General features: G+C 52.1%; 17 protein-coding genes. All 17 read right to left on the bottom strand.

Annotated features, from left to right (window positions below):
• Positions 1 to 9 precede the first annotated feature (9 nt).
• A complete protein-coding gene (gene glmM / locus MKX63_RS08425) occupies positions 10 to 1,350 on the bottom strand; it encodes a phosphoglucosamine mutase (protein ID WP_341016453.1) in 1,341 nt (446 codons plus the stop codon).
• Between the two features lie 112 nt (positions 1,351 to 1,462).
• Entirely contained in the window at positions 1,463 to 2,920 is a 1,458-nt protein-coding gene (locus tag MKX63_RS08420) for a CdaR family protein (protein ID WP_341016452.1), read from the bottom strand.
• A complete protein-coding gene (gene cdaA / locus MKX63_RS08415; protein ID WP_341016450.1) occupies positions 2,913 to 3,746 on the bottom strand; it encodes a diadenylate cyclase CdaA in 834 nt (277 codons plus the stop codon). Before cdaA ends, MKX63_RS08420 begins: the two co-directional genes overlap by 8 nt.
• Positions 3,747 to 3,957: 211 nt before the next feature.
• On the bottom strand, positions 3,958 to 4,572 hold the full coding sequence (locus MKX63_RS08410; RefSeq protein WP_341016448.1) for an anti-sigma factor family protein: 615 nt from the start codon (positions 4,570 to 4,572) through the stop codon (positions 3,958 to 3,960).
• A gap of 99 nt (positions 4,573 to 4,671) precedes the next feature.
• Positions 4,672 to 5,238 carry an RNA polymerase sigma factor SigW gene (sigW, locus tag MKX63_RS08405; RefSeq protein ID WP_341016446.1) on the bottom strand — a complete coding sequence of 189 codons (567 nt, stop codon included), beginning with the start codon at positions 5,236 to 5,238 and terminating at the stop codon, positions 4,672 to 4,674.
• Between the two features lie 1,063 nt (positions 5,239 to 6,301).
• Positions 6,302 to 9,094 carry a phosphoenolpyruvate carboxylase gene (gene ppc, locus MKX63_RS08400; protein WP_341016445.1) on the bottom strand — a complete coding sequence of 931 codons (2,793 nt, stop codon included), beginning with the start codon at positions 9,092 to 9,094 and terminating at the stop codon, positions 6,302 to 6,304.
• 300 nt (positions 9,095 to 9,394) lie between these two features.
• Positions 9,395 to 9,673, bottom strand: a complete 279-nt coding sequence (locus MKX63_RS08395) for a holin (protein WP_341018570.1) — start codon at positions 9,671 to 9,673, stop codon at positions 9,395 to 9,397.
• Complete coding sequence (locus tag MKX63_RS08390; protein WP_341016444.1) at positions 9,673 to 10,383, bottom strand: M15 family metallopeptidase; 711 nt, start codon at positions 10,381 to 10,383, stop codon at positions 9,673 to 9,675. The genes MKX63_RS08395 and MKX63_RS08390 overlap by 1 nt, the downstream gene beginning before the upstream one ends.
• A complete protein-coding gene (locus MKX63_RS08385; RefSeq protein ID WP_341016442.1) occupies positions 10,355 to 10,747 on the bottom strand; it encodes a hypothetical protein in 393 nt (130 codons plus the stop codon). The genes MKX63_RS08390 and MKX63_RS08385 overlap by 29 nt, the downstream gene beginning before the upstream one ends.
• On the bottom strand, positions 10,734 to 10,955 hold the full coding sequence (locus MKX63_RS08380; protein ID WP_341016441.1) for a hypothetical protein: 222 nt from the start codon (positions 10,953 to 10,955) through the stop codon (positions 10,734 to 10,736). Before MKX63_RS08380 ends, MKX63_RS08385 begins: the two co-directional genes overlap by 14 nt.
• Positions 10,933 to 11,250, bottom strand: coding sequence for a hypothetical protein (locus MKX63_RS08375; protein ID WP_341016439.1), 318 nt, complete (start codon positions 11,248 to 11,250; stop codon positions 10,933 to 10,935). Before MKX63_RS08375 ends, MKX63_RS08380 begins: the two co-directional genes overlap by 23 nt.
• 346 nt (positions 11,251 to 11,596) lie before the next feature.
• Positions 11,597 to 11,728 (bottom strand): hypothetical protein, encoded by a 132-nt coding sequence (locus MKX63_RS08370; protein WP_341016437.1) that lies wholly within the window; start codon positions 11,726 to 11,728, stop codon positions 11,597 to 11,599.
• Positions 11,729 to 11,784: 56 nt separating this feature from the next.
• A complete protein-coding gene (locus tag MKX63_RS08365; RefSeq protein ID WP_341016436.1) occupies positions 11,785 to 12,258 on the bottom strand; it encodes an XkdW family protein in 474 nt (157 codons plus the stop codon).
• A 12-nt stretch (positions 12,259 to 12,270) separates the two neighbouring features.
• The gene (locus MKX63_RS08360; RefSeq protein WP_341016435.1) at positions 12,271 to 13,851 is read right to left on the bottom strand and encodes a hypothetical protein; all 1,581 of its coding nucleotides are present in this window, start codon (positions 13,849 to 13,851) and stop codon (positions 12,271 to 12,273) included.
• 11 nt (positions 13,852 to 13,862) lie between these two features.
• Entirely contained in the window at positions 13,863 to 14,474 is a 612-nt protein-coding gene (locus MKX63_RS08355) for a putative phage tail protein (RefSeq protein WP_341016434.1), read from the bottom strand.
• 2 nt (positions 14,475 to 14,476) lie between these two features.
• The gene (locus MKX63_RS08350; protein WP_081751111.1) at positions 14,477 to 14,812 is read right to left on the bottom strand and encodes a hyaluronate lyase N-terminal domain-containing protein; all 336 of its coding nucleotides are present in this window, start codon (positions 14,810 to 14,812) and stop codon (positions 14,477 to 14,479) included.
• A 12-nt stretch (positions 14,813 to 14,824) separates the two neighbouring features.
• The gene (locus MKX63_RS08345; protein ID WP_341016433.1) at positions 14,825 to 15,847 is read right to left on the bottom strand and encodes a DUF2793 domain-containing protein; all 1,023 of its coding nucleotides are present in this window, start codon (positions 15,845 to 15,847) and stop codon (positions 14,825 to 14,827) included.
• Position 15,848 lies beyond the last annotated feature (1 nt).

The following is a 15,848-nucleotide window of genomic DNA, read 5'->3' as shown; positions in this document are numbered from 1 at the left end:
AGTGAGTGATTACACCAGCTCGCGCTGAACCACTTCAACAATCTGCCCTACAAAAAGATCCAGCTCCGCCTTATCCGGCCCTTCGGCCATTACACGGATCAGCGGCTCGGTTCCCGAAGGACGCACCAGGACACGCCCATTGTCGCCCAGCTTGCTTTCTACCTCTATGATCGCGGCCTCAATGGCCGGATTGTTCGGATAATTGGTTTTGTCCTGCACCCGCACATTGACCAGCACCTGCGGATATTTAGTCATCATGGACTTCAGTGTGCTTAGCTTTTTGCCGGAAGCCTTCATGGTATTCACCAGTTGAATCGCAGTCAGAATTCCGTCACCCGTAGTATTATAGTCCAGGAAAATCACATGGCCGGATTGCTCCCCGCCCAGATTATAGCCGCCGCGGCGCATCTCTTCCATGACATAACGGTCGCCGACCGCGGTCTTCGCTGTATTCAGGGACAACTTCTCTGTCGCCTTGTAGAATCCGATGTTACTCATGACTGTAGATACAATAGTGCCGTCCTTCAGCTTCCCTGCACGGTTCATCGCATCCCCGCAAATGCAGAGAATGAAGTCGCCGTCCACCTCGTCGCCGTTCTCATCGATAGCAATCAGGCGGTCCGCATCCCCGTCAAAAGCAAGTCCCAGATCCGCACCATGCCGCAGCACCTCTGCACGCAGAGTCTCCGGGTGTGTGGAGCCAAAGCCGTCGTTGATATTCAGCCCGTCCGGCTCTGCCCCAATGGCAATCACTTCTGCGCCCAGTTCCTTGAATAATCGCGGTGCTAGTTCATAGGCTGCGCCGTGTGCGCAGTCAAGCACCACCTTCGTACCCTTGAAGCTCTGGTCGATGGTGGTCTTCAGATACTCCAGATAGAGGTATTTCGCTTGATCATCCACCCGCAGCGTGCCCAGACCCGATCCTACCGGACGTGGCAGCTCATCCTGCTCGGCATCCATCAGCTCCTCGATGCGCAGCTCCGTTTCATCCGTCAGCTTGAAGCCGTCTCCGCCGAAGAACTTGATTCCGTTATCCTCCACCGGATTATGTGAAGCAGAGATCATCACTCCGGCATCCGCCTTCAGCAATCTAGTGATATAAGCTACAGCAGGTGTAGAGACTACACCCAGACGGATCACATCTGCCCCAATGGACAACAAGCCGGCAATCAGTGCCGATTCCAGCAGCGGACCGGAGATTCGTGTATCCATCCCGATGACCACTTTAGGCTTTTCCACATTTCCTGCCAGCACATATCCCCCGCAGCGTCCAATACTGTAGGCCATTTCTGCTGTTAGTTCACGGTTAGCCACCCCGCGTACGCCGTCTGTTCCGAAATACTTACCCATCTTTTTTTCTCCTTTTGAATACGCTGCTTCAGCTTAATAAATTATAGTATGAATGATTCGATAATTCGTGTATGTCAGGTGCATATAAATAGACTCGTACTTACATGAAAAGTTACGTTCCGCCCGTACTGTCGGCATTATTTCCGCTTGCAGGCGGCGTTGGTTCAGCAGTCTCCAGCGGAATATGTGTCGGTGCCGGAGTCTCCTCTATAATCTCACCGGTATGCTCCGGGGTCGGCTCTACGAGCGTCTCATCCCCTGATGCAGGTTCAGCGCTGGGCTCCGGCGTAGGCGATGATGAGGCCGGGCTGCTGTCCGGCGCGGCAGTCGCGGCTGGAGCAGCAGGTGCCGACAGTTCCACCTTCGCCACAAGCTGCGAGGCGGCATTCTGCAGGGTAATGAACCGGGGGAGCGAGACCTGCAGCGTAACATCGTGAACGCCAGCCGTAAGCCCTACTACATCTGCAACCACGCTGATGCTATCCTGGTCGAGCTGGTCCAGCAGCGTTGGCGCGCCTGAAAGGGTCAGATCTATAGTAGCACCCCCAGGATCTATGACACGGGCTGTCAGCCCGCTGCTGACGCCCTCCAGCTTAATGGGAATAGCAGAGAGAGTCCGCTCGGTAATCTCCGCCGCTGAGACCGCCACAGTCATTGCTGCAGGCTCAATCTTGCCGGTACCCTCGGGCGGCTTAAGCTCCAGCTTCATCTGCTCTGTCCCCGCATTCTTGATAGTGCTTAAATCCAGGACAGCCTCATACGAAGATAAGGTCTTAAGGGTCTCTGCACTGCCGTACACTGTTACCATATCCTGCTCAGGCGTTACCCTAGAGAGCACCAGTGAACCCGGCAGACTGCCCGTGAAGCTGATGTCCAGCGGCAAGGTTTTGGACGGGAGGGTAACAGGCAATTCTACAGCTACTGTAGAGGGTTCAATGACCGCATCCTCCAGCGTATTCCCCTTACTGTCAAGAGCAAAGAGCTTCAGCCTCTTCTCGCTAAAAGTCTCATTTTGCCCATCCAGCTCCACCTTCCCCTGCACCTTCGCTACCCGTGCAAGATCACTAGCCGGAAGGGTAACTTCCACAGATACCGGGTCAATCACAGGACTGCCTACTTCATAGCCTGCTGCCGGCTCTCCCATAATATTCAGTGAGACGGGAAAAGACTTGGTCGTCCGCGGCTCGATATGCACATTCACCTGATTCGGGACCATAGCTTCCAGGGTTACACCACTTGGAGTCGAATACATCAGCGGAAGTGTGTTATCGCCGGGCTTCACATCCTTCAGATCCAGCCATACCCGGTAGGCATCGGAGAACTTGTAGGTCAGATCGGACTTCTTGCCCATTACCTCCATCCTGACGCTATCCACATCCTTGGTCAGTACATAATTCTCACTGTCGAAGCCTTCAATCTCCACTTTGACATTCTCAATCGTCTTCGATTCGGTATTAACCGTAGTCTGGTACGTTGGTGCGGTATCCACATGCACAATGGTCCACAGAATAATCCCCAGAGCCAGGGCAAGGATCTTGTTGAAGTTGTTATTCTTCATCCACTTATCCATTGTTTTTATTCCCCCTCCGTCTCCAGAAAGCGGAGCTCTTCTCCATCAGGGGCGAGCTGCTTGCACTCAGCTCTTCGTGCAGCTTCGAGATCAGGGACTCTTCCTTGATATCCCGGACAATTTGTCCATTAATGGCCAGTGAGATCTGCCCCGTCTCCTCTGAGACGACTACAGACACCGAGTCTGCCACCTCACTGATACCGATGGCGGCACGGTGCCGGGTTCCCAGCTCCTTGCTGATGAACGGATTCTCGGAGAGCGGCAGGTAACAGGCCGCCGCCGCAATCTGGCTTCCCTGCATAATCAGCGCCCCGTCATGCAGCGGTGTATTAGGGATGAAGATATTAATCAGCAGCTCCGAGCTGACCTCAGAACGCATAGCGATCCCGGATTCCGTATATTCATTAAGCCCCGTCGCCCGTTCGAATACGATCAATGCCCCGATTTTGCGGACAGCCAGATAATTCACGGCTTTAATCACTTCGCCGATTAATTTGCTGATCTCTTCATCGCTCTCCGCATTCCGTCCGAAGAATTTGCCCCGTCCCAGCTGTTCCAGTCCCCGCCGCAGCTCCGGCTGAAAAATAATAAAGATCGCAAACACCCCGAACGTAAACATCTGGTTCATCAGCCATTTCAGCGTGTATAAGTCGAGCAGCGTACTGCCGCCCCAGATCACGACCAGCACCAGAATCCCCTTCAGCAGCTGAACCGCCCGCGTCCCGCGCACCATATTGAGCACTTTATAGATAATGTAGCTGACAATTAGAATATCGATTATATCTTTAATGGATTCTTTCCATGTAAGGTCAGTAAAGTAGCTCATGGCCGAAAACCCCCGTCATATCAAATTAGCTGGGTTTATGTAAATTGTCTGTTAAGCTTGAATCTTATTCTAGGTTATAACGTTACGCCTCCGGTTGCAAGTTTGTCGGCTGGTAAATTGAAGAACCTGTCATTTCAGGCAACAAAAAAGCGCCATCTTTCCGGAAAAAGAGGCGCAAATGAGTTATCTGCTACAAGCGACCAACATATAGCTATCGGTAGGCAACTTCAGAGAACATGTTCGTCACTTTATACCAGATCCAGCTTACTGCTTGGTCTATACTTTTGACTTGCCCGGAGATATGGGCGGTTGAAGCCTGATACAGCGAACCGTCGATCACCGTTACGTTCCCGTTGACTTCCCCGTAGACTTGAGTCTTCCCGTTCTCCACCGTCAGATCACCGGAGATAATTTTGCCGGAGGGTACAATCACCGTATTCCCCTTGATCACAACCTGGTCGAGGTCTGCCCCTCTAACCACAAGCTGCCGATCCTGATTCCAAAAGGTTACGGAGCTCATCAGCATCACAAGAATGAACAGGGACGCCGCCGTCAGGGCCGGATGCCGCTTGATCCAGGTGATGAAGGCTCTTTCCTTCTTGGGTTTCGGTAATGAATCCATAATCCGGCCAACCAAATCCTCCGAGGCCACAGGTGTCTGGTGCATCAGGGAAAACATCAGCATATCGGTCTGTTCCAGTTCTTTGAACCTCGCACGGCACTCCGTACAGGATAAAAGATGCTCCTTCAATTCCCTCTGCTGCAGGTCGGGCAAGTCGTCATCCAGGTAGTCGTGCATCATAGAGACGGCCAGTTTGCATTCCATAGGAGCCAATCCTTTCATACGTGCTAATTTAGTGCATAAGACTTGCTTAACTTACATACGTCCCTGCAATGCAGGAGTTTCATAAAAAATAATCTATTTTTACAATTTGGGTCCTAATTTCTTACGTAAAAACTCACGGCCCCGGTGCACCCGGGTCTTAATCGTCGTCACGGGCATATCCAGCACATCGCCGATCTCCTGAAGTGACAAATCCTGCAAATACCGCAGAATCATCACCGACCTGTACTTCACGGGCAGGCTGTCGATGGCTTCATAGATGAGTCTCTGTGTCTCCGAGAGCAGAAGCTCCGTCTCCGGTGTCACATTATCGCTCGGAATCATCGAATACCCGTCAATCCCCTCCTGGTCGTTCATCTCGGCATCCAGGGAATAGGTCGGGCGCCGCTTACGCAGCCGGTCAATGCAGAGGTTCGTGCCAATCCGGTAGATCCATGTCGAGAACTTCTGCTTATCATCATACCTGTCCAAATTTCTGTAGACGCGCAAAAAAGTCTCCTGAACAACATCCTCCGCCTCATGGCGGTTATTCAGCATACGGTAAGCTAAATGATAAATTTTATCTTTATATAGATCCACAAGCTCGGCAAATGCCCTTTGGTCACCCTTCAGGGCGAGCTTTGTCAGTCTGCCTTCCAGATTCTCCACCTGTTAATTCCCCCAGACTTGCCGCCCTTGGACTGTCAGCTCTTCGAAGACCACGGTACAAGCATTTAAATCGTAAATCATGTGTGTTCAAAAATCAAGGTTTGTATTGTTACCTTCTATATAATGTGCTGGAAAAGCTGGCTGCCGGGTTGGCTGGAGGCCCCCTGGACCCCTGGCGGCTGATTGCAGCGGGAACCCCCTGGCGGCTGATTAGTCGGGGGCTGCGCAGAACATTTGGACTTCCGGCCGCTGTTATTTGCAGATTTCCTGATTGGAACCGCTAGCTGCGGTTGAAATCTGCCAATAAAGGCGAACGCTACCGCTCCTACAGTTCCAAATTTCCGCTTCGCCCCCTCCATCAGCCTGGGTTCCCCCACAGCTTTTCTTGTTGCCCAAGTATATCTCAGGCAACAATGGGGTGGGGCATGGGGCTCGGCCGGGTCTGTGACTCCCGGCCTCGCTGGAAACAACTAAAATATACAGAGAGGGAGAAACGCGCGCAGACTGAAGCCCTCCTTATCCCCCTCTAACTCCCAAACCGTATTTGTACAATCAAAGTAAAGGGTGGTCACTTTGCATGATGGAACATTAGTTGGATAAACGTATCTTAAATTGGAGGTTTTGGAGCGCCAGAGGAAATTAATTGGATAAATGTTATTTAATTATGTTACTTTCTGCTAACGTGATCTATTTACAGCAGATTAAGTGTCCTTTTTCCAACTAACTTCTGTCGAGGGCTTTTCTGCTTATTAGCAAGTGTAGTAAATCCAACTATTCCTGCCTTTCGCCAAAGTTTCATCCAATCCCCTACTGTTTCCAGTTGGTCTATCTGCTTCTTCGGAGATGTCCACCTTGTTGGTATTATTTCCTGAATAACCAAAAAACCGCCCACCTCCAGTTAAGGAGGCGGACGGGTGTTCTGAAGCGGTTTAGGGCCAGCTTCAATGCTGAAACCCCAAAAATCTAAACCCTAAAGCGGCTTCGCCGACTTTCAGATCCAAACCCTAAAGCGGCTTCGCCGTTTTTTTAGATCAAGACCGGCAGAGCGGGTGCCCATAAACCATCAGCCGGTATTCCGAAGACCGGCGGCAATACCATTGATCGTGAGCAGCACTTCACGCAGCAGTTCAGCGTCGTCCCCCTCAGCTTCACGCAGGGCGCGAAGCTCGGCGAGGAGCTGAACCTGCAGGTAGCTGAGCGGATCAACGTACGGATTACGCAGGCGGATGGATTCCTGAATGACCGGGACATTATCCAGAATATCCTGCTGGCCGGTGATCTGAAGGATCAGCTCAGAGGTCAGCTTGAACTCGGCTTCGATCTGGCCGAAGATCCGCGCACGCGCCTCCTCGTTCTTGCCCATGCCGGCGTATTCCTTAGCGATGACAAGATCCGCCTTCGCAATAGCCATCTGCAGCGTATCGATCAGGGTCGTGAAGAATGAGAAGTTCGCATACATATGCTGCATGATCTTCATATTCTCTTCCTTGCCCTCATAGAAGCTCTGCAGACCGGTTCCGGCAGCATACCATGCTGGAAGCAGATAACGGCTCTGCGTCCAAGCGAATACCCAAGGAATTGCACGCAGATCCTCGAAGCGCTCGCTATTCTTCCGCTTGGAAGGGCGCGAGCCGATATTCAGCTCACCTACCTCCGGTAGCGGCGTGGACTCTTTGAAGTACGTCAGGAAATCCGGATCACGGAAGATCAGATCCTGATATTTATTCAGGGAGACTTCAGAGATGCGGGCAATAATCTCATCCCACTTGGCTTCGTACAGATCCGCCTGTGGCGATCTGGCATGGATGGCCGCTGTAATGAGCGCAGACGTCGCCTGCTCCAGACTGCGGTAAGCAATGCCTTTCATCGAATACCGGGAAGAGATAACCTCACCCTGCTCGGTAATCTTAATCCCGCCGCCGATGGTGGAAGCTGGCTGGGCTAGAATACTCCGGTTAAGCGGCATACCGCCGCGTCCGAGGGCGCCGCCCCGTCCATGGAAGAACTTCAGCTTAATGCCGAACTCATCGGCAGTCGCTGTGATCTCTTTCAGGGCCACACGCAGCTCCCAGTTCGCTGTAACCACACCGCCGTCTTTATTACTGTCAGAATACCCCAGCATGATCTCCTGCAGATCATTCATCGCACTGACGGCATCACGGTAGATCGGCATGCTGAGCAGCGTACGCATAATCTGCGGCGCATCATGCAGGTCGTCAATCGTCTCGAACAGCGGCACCGCCTGCAGAGTACAGACTACCGTCCCGTCGTTGTCTTTGCGGAACAAGCCGACTTCCTTGGAGAAGACCATAACCTCCAGAATATCGCTTGCCGCCTCCGCCATACTGATCAGATAGCTAGTGATGCACTGCACGCCGTATTCTTCCTGCGCTTCATAGATCGCACGGTATACCGCCAGGCATTCCTCTGTCCCTTCACTATAAGACTGGTAAGGGGAAGTCAGCGGACGCGGATCATTCAGCAGCTTCTCCAGCAGCACAATCTTCTCTTGCTCCGACAGCTTGGAGTAATCCGGTGTAACATTCATCTTGGCCAGAACCTCTGTCATTGCATTCTCATGCTCCTGACTGTGCTGGCGGACATCCAGCGTAGAGGTGTGGAAGCCAAACAGCTCCACCTGACGAATCAGCTTCTTAATGTAGGTATCGGCTACATAATCGGCATAGTGATGCCGCAGGCTGCGGTCAATCACGTTCAGGTCGTCGATGAATTGCGCCGGGGATGCGTAGCGCTCCGGTGTTCCTTTTTTCTCATCGTCCAGCACATTCTGGGTCTTCGAGATCATATAGCTGAGCTTAATCCGGTAAGGCTCGTTATCATTACGCCAGGCATCAACCCGGTTGAGATTGATAATATTCCGGTCAGCCTCAATGGATTCCAGCAGCTCCGGCGTCACATTTACAATGCTTGTACTAAAGCTGAGATACTGCATCAGCTCGCGCATAATACGCTGGTATTCACGAATAGCCAGCTTACGCTGCAGACGAAGGGTCTGCAAGGTTACTTTTGCCTTCACGGAAGGGTTGCCGTCGCGGTCTCCCCCGATCCATGAACCGAAACGCAGATAGGTCGGCACATGCCAGTTCTGGCCCGGATAATATTTGCTCAGACAGCGCTCCAGCTCCTGATATACATCCGGCAGCACTTCAAAAATCGTCTCATGGAAGTAATACATCCCGTTACGCACTTCATCCAGCACCGTAGGCTTGCGGTCGCGCAGTTCATCGGTCTGCCACAAGGTAATAACCTCATTCAGCAGCTTCTCCCGGAGCTGTTCGCGTTCGCGGAAGGTTAGCGTCGGATTATCAAGGCCCATGACATCGTCGGAGATCCGTTTGTGGATATCGAGAATCGCACGGCGCATAGCTTCAGTTGGGTGAGCGGTCATAACCAGCTCGAGCGACATGCCGCTCATGATCTCAAGAACCTCTTCGTGGGAGAAATCCCGTTCGCGAAGCTCCTGAACCGCGCTCTCAATCGACCCCGGCTGCACCGTCTCCCCGGCAGAACGTTCGTAGTCGCGTTTACGGCGTATACGGTGGTTCTGTTCAGCGATATTCACTAACTGGAAATAAATAGCGAACGCGCGGATTACCTGATGGCGATTCTCCGGGTCCAGTGAGCTGATCAGCTCTTTAAATTCATTGTGCAGTTCAGGCAAAAACAATGAGCGCAGCGATTTGCTGGTCTCCCGGATCTTCTCCACAATATCCAGCAGTTCGTTGCCGCCTTGGTGTACCAAGACTTCGCCCAGTATGTTCCCCAGGAACCGTACGTCCCGCCGCAGCAGATTGTTGGAGTTGCTTTTGCTAACGGTAGTCGTAAGTTCGGTCATGCTGCTCCCCCCATCCTCTTCCGGATCAATGCTCTTAACATTGTCTATTTGAAAAGCTTTCTACATATCATACAATAAAACAGCCCGGAAATCTTCAACTTTATTGCGCGGTAAAGCAGTGCAGTAATTTCGATTATACACCAAACCGGCTATTTATGCAGTCATAAAAAATTATGTATTTCTTGCTATTATATTCTCTCTTTTATAAGTGTTTCATGTGGTTTTCATGTAAAGTTATGTGACGTAAAACGACAAAAAAGGCCAGCTCCGCAGAGCCGACCGTTGATTACAGGTTAACTTTTATTTCATTGTATGGTCTGAGCGGTTGTTGAATGCCAATTCAAATAATCCGGTAGCCGACAACCCGGCCAATCCGCCTGCCCATAGACGCAAGGTCAGCTCCAGCTCTGTAAAAGGATACGCCGCCGCTCCAACCAGTAGCCCGATGCCTAGTCCAATAAAAGGGATGCTGTTACGCGGCAAATGGGTATTATTTTTGATCAGCTGCACTAGGGCAAGAATAAAGACGGACAGAATGGAGGCAAAAGCCAATACATTATCCAGCAGTTCGCGGTTCATCATGAAATCGCTCCTTTCTGCGGTGTGGTGGTGATTTCGACGATGTTGGCAGCCGGATGATAGGCAATCTGAGCGCCCAGCGCCTCCGCAATTTTACGTGCAGGAACATAGGTGACCCCATTCTCCAGCCACCCGTCTGCAATCTTCGTTCCATTCACCTGTACTGCAACTTTCATCTGAGTCTTCACCGCTTGTTCCTCCTTGGGCTTGATTCGTTCTATCGCCGCCTCCACCGCGTCAGCCGCAGGCTTTTTCCCCGTTCGCAGATCTGCCAGACCTAGTCCGAAGCTCATCTGCAGATGCGGGTAATCCTTGAAGCTGGTCCAGTCGCCGCCCCATTCGAATCCAATGGCCTTAGCATGCTGCACCACCTCCAGCCAATCCCGGGTCCCATTCTGGTTCCCGTCCCTGTTCATATCCCAAGAGACGCTAGAGCCATCTTGAAGCAGCAGCGCAAAATCCGCCGCCAATCCATAATTGTGATAGCTGTACCCGCCGCGCGCATTCGTCACGATCGCTCCCGGCCGGGTTCGCCCCTGGGCATAGAGCGCATCCTGTTCGGCAATCGTCCGCAGGCCTTGCGTGATCAGGATGGGAACCCCGCCAGCATAACTGCGTTCAATCAGTGCGGTCGCTGCGGCAAGGACAGCGGGATGAAGCCCAGACAGACGGGCAGCGGATTTATTCAGTACCTGAGCCAGCGTCAGCATGCGACTTCTCCCCTTTCCTGATTTCAGAGAGGACCACGAACAGATCCTTCCGTCTGGTGTACATTAAGAGGGTTAGAATGACTAGCCCTATGGTTGTTCCCGTCTGGGCAATAGCCCAGGCATCCGATTGCAGCGAGCTTCGTATAGCATCCGGGGCCGGCGCGGAGCTGAATCTGATCCAGAAGGCCACCGCCATTTTAACCGTATACGCCCCGAGGAAAAAGAACGCCGCCAACATAAACAGACTGACTACGCGCACCCGGAATCTCCGGCGGAAATACAAAAAAAGCGCAGCCATCAGCAGCAGCGCACAGATAAAGGATATAGAATAGGCCAGTAACAACACCATATCAATGCTGCTCATCTTCTGCCCCCCGATCATAGATTAGGAACTGGGCGAACCCATTGTTCCTGATTTCATCCTGAATGTCCTGAGAGACATTCTTGTACCTGCGGATAGAGAGCGACACCTTATGTCCTGCCAGCGCTAGCCTCCGCTCTCTGTCCCGGTGCAGGGGCGATAGACGCTTGATCCACGCACTCAGCACGTTATCCCCCCCTGTCTTCTTCATTAATACTATTACTACCCGTATAATTGCCTGCGGAATGGTCTATCTTCAATCGCTGTAAGACTTCAAGCGTAGGTGCCATGAAGTCTGACCGCTCTTTGTCGAGGATATTCTGCAGCCTGTCCCGGTCTTCCTCAGCACGCTCCAGCAGTTCACGCGGCACCAGATTCCCCTTCACAATTGACCGCAAAAGCACAAGCATAATCATGAGCAGAATCAGAGCGATAATATAAGCCAGTCCATACTTATCCGCAAGCGGCAGCAGCTTCTCCAGATTCGCAACATCGTTGCTGTCCATTGCTTCACTCCCTTCTGTGTGGTTATTAAAATAGTTATATAAGCGCACTTAAGATTTAAACTTGAAGCTTCATCGTCACTGCGGTGAACATTTGGACTTCCGGCCGCTGTTGTCCCCAGATTTCTTGATTTTGAACCGCTGTTCGCGGGTGAAATCCGGTGACTAGCTGATGCTTACGATGCGAGCTTTCCTGCGGAAAGCTTTCAGGCGGACGCTACCGCTCCTACAGTTCCAAATTTCCCCTCCGCTTCTTTTGCTTTTTGTTTATTTTTTTAGTGCTTCTTATATAGCCCCCGGACGAATCCGAGGGCAAAATAAAAACGCCCTCAGCGGGGCCTCTGGCAATCTACTCTTCAGTGACAAGGAACGTAAGTCCGTTCTCCACCAGAATCTCCTTGATGGCAGACTTCAGCGTAGAGGGAACCTCGCTATACTTCGTCTTCCCCAGCGTGACGCGTTGTGCAAAAAACAATGCCATTGCTCTCACCACCTTTCTATTAATATGTGAATAGCTTAAGCAAACCAGCCGAACGTTTAAGAATAGACTTGGGTTGCTATTTCGGCAATAATGTCCTCGATAAAATCTGCACGCTCGGATAGCGCCTGATTCTGCGCCCTCAGCATCATATTCTCTTGCTGCAGCTGCTCCATCTCCGTCAGCACCGGCGGCTTGTTCGCCTCAGCCTCCTGGTACGCTTCCCAGGCTGCCTGCAGCTCAGCTTCCGTCGGCTGCGGCGCATCCAGCTTCCAGACCGCAATATACGGCCCCCGCTCCACCAAATCATAATCCTCGCCTTCGGTCAGCAGATTATAGTCAATGCCGTGGCGGTAGTGGACGCCCTCTACGGGTTGTTCACCGATTTCTGGCGGCTTGATCTCGTAGCGGACCCGGCCTTTAGTTTCGGCTCCCGCCCGCAGGACGGGTTCAGGGCCGTTGTCCCATACTTCGAAGTCTTTGATTGGACTTGCATCTCGATATATATATATTACAGCTTCTGCTAGATTCATTTTTCTTCCTCCTTAAGAAAGTCGAATACTTTCAAATCTTGAATATTGTGCACTTGGCATAACTGTTGTGGCCACTCCCGATACTATCTGCGGAACAAATGTATCACCGGCTCCCATATAAAGTTTTATATCACCGCCAACTTCGAGATCCGTATTAAAACCATGAGCGTATGCAATATCCCTATATGCTTCTCCATGTACAATACGAATAAATACTGCAATTCCCGCTGGTATTGTTGTGCAAATTACCCTAATTTTAAAGTGATACCACCCTGTTTGATTTGCTGTAAAGTAACCGGTTGTGGTGTTGTAAGAGTAGTTATTATCCGTTGACTTCACATTAAATACCAAAGCCCTAAAAACATTCGCCTCAATAATTTGAGCTGAATTATCACGATAGGCCCAGACTGTGGGACGCAAGTTTGTTGTATTATCTCCCCATGGGTTAATAACCCCTTTGCCCTCAACATGTATTGTTCCACCATACGCTGTGCTATACATAGAGGTGGCTGTCAGCGTAGATGATTGGATTGCTATCACACCTCCATACGCTGCGGAGAGTCCGTTTGTACACCCCGTACCATATAAAGATTGTACCAATACATCAGCGTTTACATGTGCGTAAACGCCCCAAAGTCGGTTACTCACTTGACATTCGTTTACATAAACCTTTGAACAATCGATGAAAAATCCGTATGTCGTTGCAGATGATATCACAACACAACGATATAACAATATGTTTGAACTTCCGGCAATATTAAAAGCTGCACCAGTAGTCTGTGAAGCATTTAAACCAATAACTTCTACGCGGCACAAACAGTCAACTACACTAACATACTGAACGGTTCTTGAGGTGCTTAACATCGAATCCCCGTTTATTTGGATAACACCACGACCTGAGAAACCAGATATGACAACTTCTTCAGCATACGTTCCTGCGGCCACATTAACAATAACTGTATGATTAACAATTTGCGGTATCGAATTGATAGCTTTTTGCACTGTCTTGAAAGCTCCGGCAGCCGTGTTAGTAAGCCCAGAATTACTATCACTTCCATCTAAACGGACATAGTAAGTAATGGTTGTCGTCGTCTGCTGCGGTGTAGTAGTCAGATTCGCCTTCCCATTGATCTGCCCCTGAATCCCCGCCGTCACCCCATCCAAATACCCAAACTCCGCATTCGACACAACCCCCGTTCCGATCTTGCTGGCATCAATCCCGGCGGCTGCATTAACATCCGCATTAACAATCACTCCAGGAGAAATTGCCGTTACGCCATCCGAAGAACTGGTTACATACCCGGTATGATTGGGATGCACATAATTATTAGCCCCCTGCGCCACCCCATCCAGCTTCGACTTATCCGCTGCGGCCATCAGACCCGCAGAAGTCGTGGTCGCAACCGCCGTAGACGCCTTGGCGTTCCATGCCGAGCGCTCCGTCGCTGTAATATGCTTGACTGTATCCGCGGCATGATCCTGCGCGGCCTTGACGGCGGTATCCAGAATATCCATATTGCCGTTCAGGTCGGTGATATCTACAATGTCTGTACCATCGGGCTTTTTCAGCCCCAGATTACCCGTTGTTTTCATCGCTCACACTCCTATTCATATACTCTTAGTTCGTTCCAGGTCTTGCTGTGCGCAGCGTTCCAGGTGAGGGACTTCAAGGAGTCCCACCAGGTGTAGCTGTATACGAAGCTATAGTCCAGATGAGCCGGCTTAATCTCCTCCATGATCTGAATCAGACCCGCCATATTGGCCGGGATACCCAGCGTGCCGACGAAGCGCACCTCGAAGCTATACGCTCCGGGCACCTCGACTACCTCCACATCTCCCCCTGAAAAAGCAGACGCCGTCCGCCGGATCATCTCCGGTGTCGTCGTGCCGCTGCCCCGCAGCTTGGCCTTGATCATCTCGCGGCGGGTCGCGTAGGACTTGTTTGTATCTGTGTTCAACCCCAGCATCCGCTCCCAGCGGGCCAGCCCCCATGTCGCCGACTCCAGCGTCTTCTGATCGTCACTGTCGGCCATGGCGTAAGCCACTTCACCGCAGGCTCTACCTGCGCTGCCCTGTACTGCCTCCATCTCAGGCACGCCCTGATAATAATCAGGCAGGTATTTCATCAGATCGGGAGCGGTAATCTCCGGCCCTTCCCCTGTCACACCATCTGCCGAATACGCCGCAAGACCATAGATACTGTCTCCATAAGCCACAGCTACACCCCCTTCAGCTGATTCCAGGTCAGCGGACCCTTCGGCATATAATCATGGGTATGTGCAGCTGCCGGATAGACCGAAGGCTTGCCGTCCACCCCTGACCACGGAACCGTATCCGCAGCCTGGGCATAATCGACCTTGCCGTTGTTATTCGTGTCGTAGATGCTTTTTAGCATATCGCCTGTGCTTTGGCCTGCCGCCAGCAGCATATTGCTGCTGCCGCTGCCGATGAACAGCTTGCCGCTATCCGTGCAGTAGCCCAGCTCGCCTGCGGCCAGCGTACCCAGCGCACTTTCCAGGCCGCGGCGGATTTGAATCAATGTCTTCCGTGCCATGGTCACCGCCTCCTAGAATGTTCCGCCGTCGATAGTGCCTACCGTGAGCTGGTTGCCATTGGCCGAATCGTAAATGATGCTTGAGCCGTCGATATTGACCTCGATGCCCGTGGAGTTTACCAGAACTCCCTTACCCGGCTTGGCTGCAACACTCGTTGAGCCGACAATGATCCCGTTGCCTGCCCCGACGGTCAGCGTGACACTGTCCGCCTGCCCGCCGCCGGTAAGCCCATTCCCCGCCGTGATCGTCTGCAGCGCACCGCCCGTCCGCACCCAGGCGCTCCCGTTCCAGCTGTAGATTTTCTGCTCGTCGTCCACATAAGCCGTCCAGCCGACAGCCGGAACATAATAGGCCCAGCTACCTGAGGCATACTCCGCAATCTGGTTCGTTTTGCCTGCCCAGACGCCGGTTGCGCCGGAAGGAATGATATACCGGTCCGCTTCCGCGGGACTGGAGGGCGGAGCCGTCAGATGCTGATCCTTCACCGAAGCCTGCGGCTCAATATTATGCTTGGCCAGCTCGATTTCGTTTTTGATTTTTTGTGCGGACCACAGATCTGTAATCGTCGACCCGCCATCGTTGATCACCCTGTGCTTCGCGGCATCGTTAAGATGCGTTGCAATTTCTGCGGCGGTCTTCGTATTCGTGCCGTCCGACACTTTATTGGGATGCCCTGCTGTAAGATCTGCCTTAAGCACCTTGGCATACGTGGAGCCGTCAGCGATATCGTCCACCGTTCCGCTCACATCTGTTAATTTCTGCGCGTTAACCCGCCGCCAGGCGGTCCCGTCATCGAAATACAAATACCCGTTGTTATTCCCGCTGCTCACCACATACAGACGCCCCGCCGAGGCTGCCGCAGGACGCGAAGCTTCAGGACCGGACAAAGCCCGGCCCACCATGGAGTTGGACGAACCATCTCCGATATAGACCTCCTTCGTATCTGTACAAAAGCCCATTTCGCCTGCCTTCAGCATCCCGTAAGTGGACAGCTCGGCCCGGGTACCGCGTTTGACCTGAATGGTCTGTGCCATA

The sequence above is a fragment of the Paenibacillus sp. FSL R7-0179 genome (assembly GCF_038002265.1).
GTDB lineage: Bacteria > Bacillota > Bacilli > Paenibacillales > Paenibacillaceae > Paenibacillus_AQ.
Note: the sequence above shows the minus strand (reverse complement) of the source record. Positions and strands in the feature narration are given on the sequence as shown.

Excerpts from the sequence above, each read along its gene's own strand:
- glmM (WP_341016453.1), bottom strand. The coding sequence starts at position 1,350 with ATGGGTAAGTATTTCGGAACAGACGGCGTACGCGGGGTGGCTAACCGT.
- MKX63_RS08420 (WP_341016452.1), bottom strand. The coding sequence starts at position 2,920 with ATGGATAAGTGGATGAAGAATAACAACTTCAACAAGATCCTTGCCCTG.
- cdaA (WP_341016450.1), bottom strand. The coding sequence starts at position 3,746 with ATGAGCTACTTTACTGACCTTACATGGAAAGAATCCATTAAAGATATA.
- MKX63_RS08410 (WP_341016448.1), bottom strand. The coding sequence starts at position 4,572 with ATGGAATGCAAACTGGCCGTCTCTATGATGCACGACTACCTGGATGAC.
- ppc (WP_341016445.1), bottom strand. The coding sequence starts at position 9,094 with ATGACCGAACTTACGACTACCGTTAGCAAAAGCAACTCCAACAATCTG.
- MKX63_RS08395 (WP_341018570.1), bottom strand. The coding sequence starts at position 9,673 with ATGAACCGCGAACTGCTGGATAATGTATTGGCTTTTGCCTCCATTCTG.
- MKX63_RS08390 (WP_341016444.1), bottom strand. The coding sequence starts at position 10,383 with ATGCTGACGCTGGCTCAGGTACTGAATAAATCCGCTGCCCGTCTGTCT.
- MKX63_RS08385 (WP_341016442.1), bottom strand. The coding sequence starts at position 10,747 with ATGAGCAGCATTGATATGGTGTTGTTACTGGCCTATTCTATATCCTTT.
- MKX63_RS08380 (WP_341016441.1), bottom strand. The coding sequence starts at position 10,955 with ATGAAGAAGACAGGGGGGGATAACGTGCTGAGTGCGTGGATCAAGCGT.
- MKX63_RS08375 (WP_341016439.1), bottom strand. The coding sequence starts at position 11,250 with ATGGACAGCAACGATGTTGCGAATCTGGAGAAGCTGCTGCCGCTTGCG.
- MKX63_RS08370 (WP_341016437.1), bottom strand. The coding sequence starts at position 11,728 with ATGGCATTGTTTTTTGCACAACGCGTCACGCTGGGGAAGACGAAGTAT.
- MKX63_RS08365 (WP_341016436.1), bottom strand. The coding sequence starts at position 12,258 with ATGAATCTAGCAGAAGCTGTAATATATATATATCGAGATGCAAGTCCA.
- MKX63_RS08360 (WP_341016435.1), bottom strand. The coding sequence starts at position 13,851 with ATGAAAACAACGGGTAATCTGGGGCTGAAAAAGCCCGATGGTACAGAC.
- MKX63_RS08350 (WP_081751111.1), bottom strand. The coding sequence starts at position 14,812 with ATGGCACGGAAGACATTGATTCAAATCCGCCGCGGCCTGGAAAGTGCG.
- MKX63_RS08345 (WP_341016433.1), bottom strand. The coding sequence starts at position 15,847 with ATGGCACAGACCATTCAGGTCAAACGCGGTACCCGGGCCGAGCTGTCC.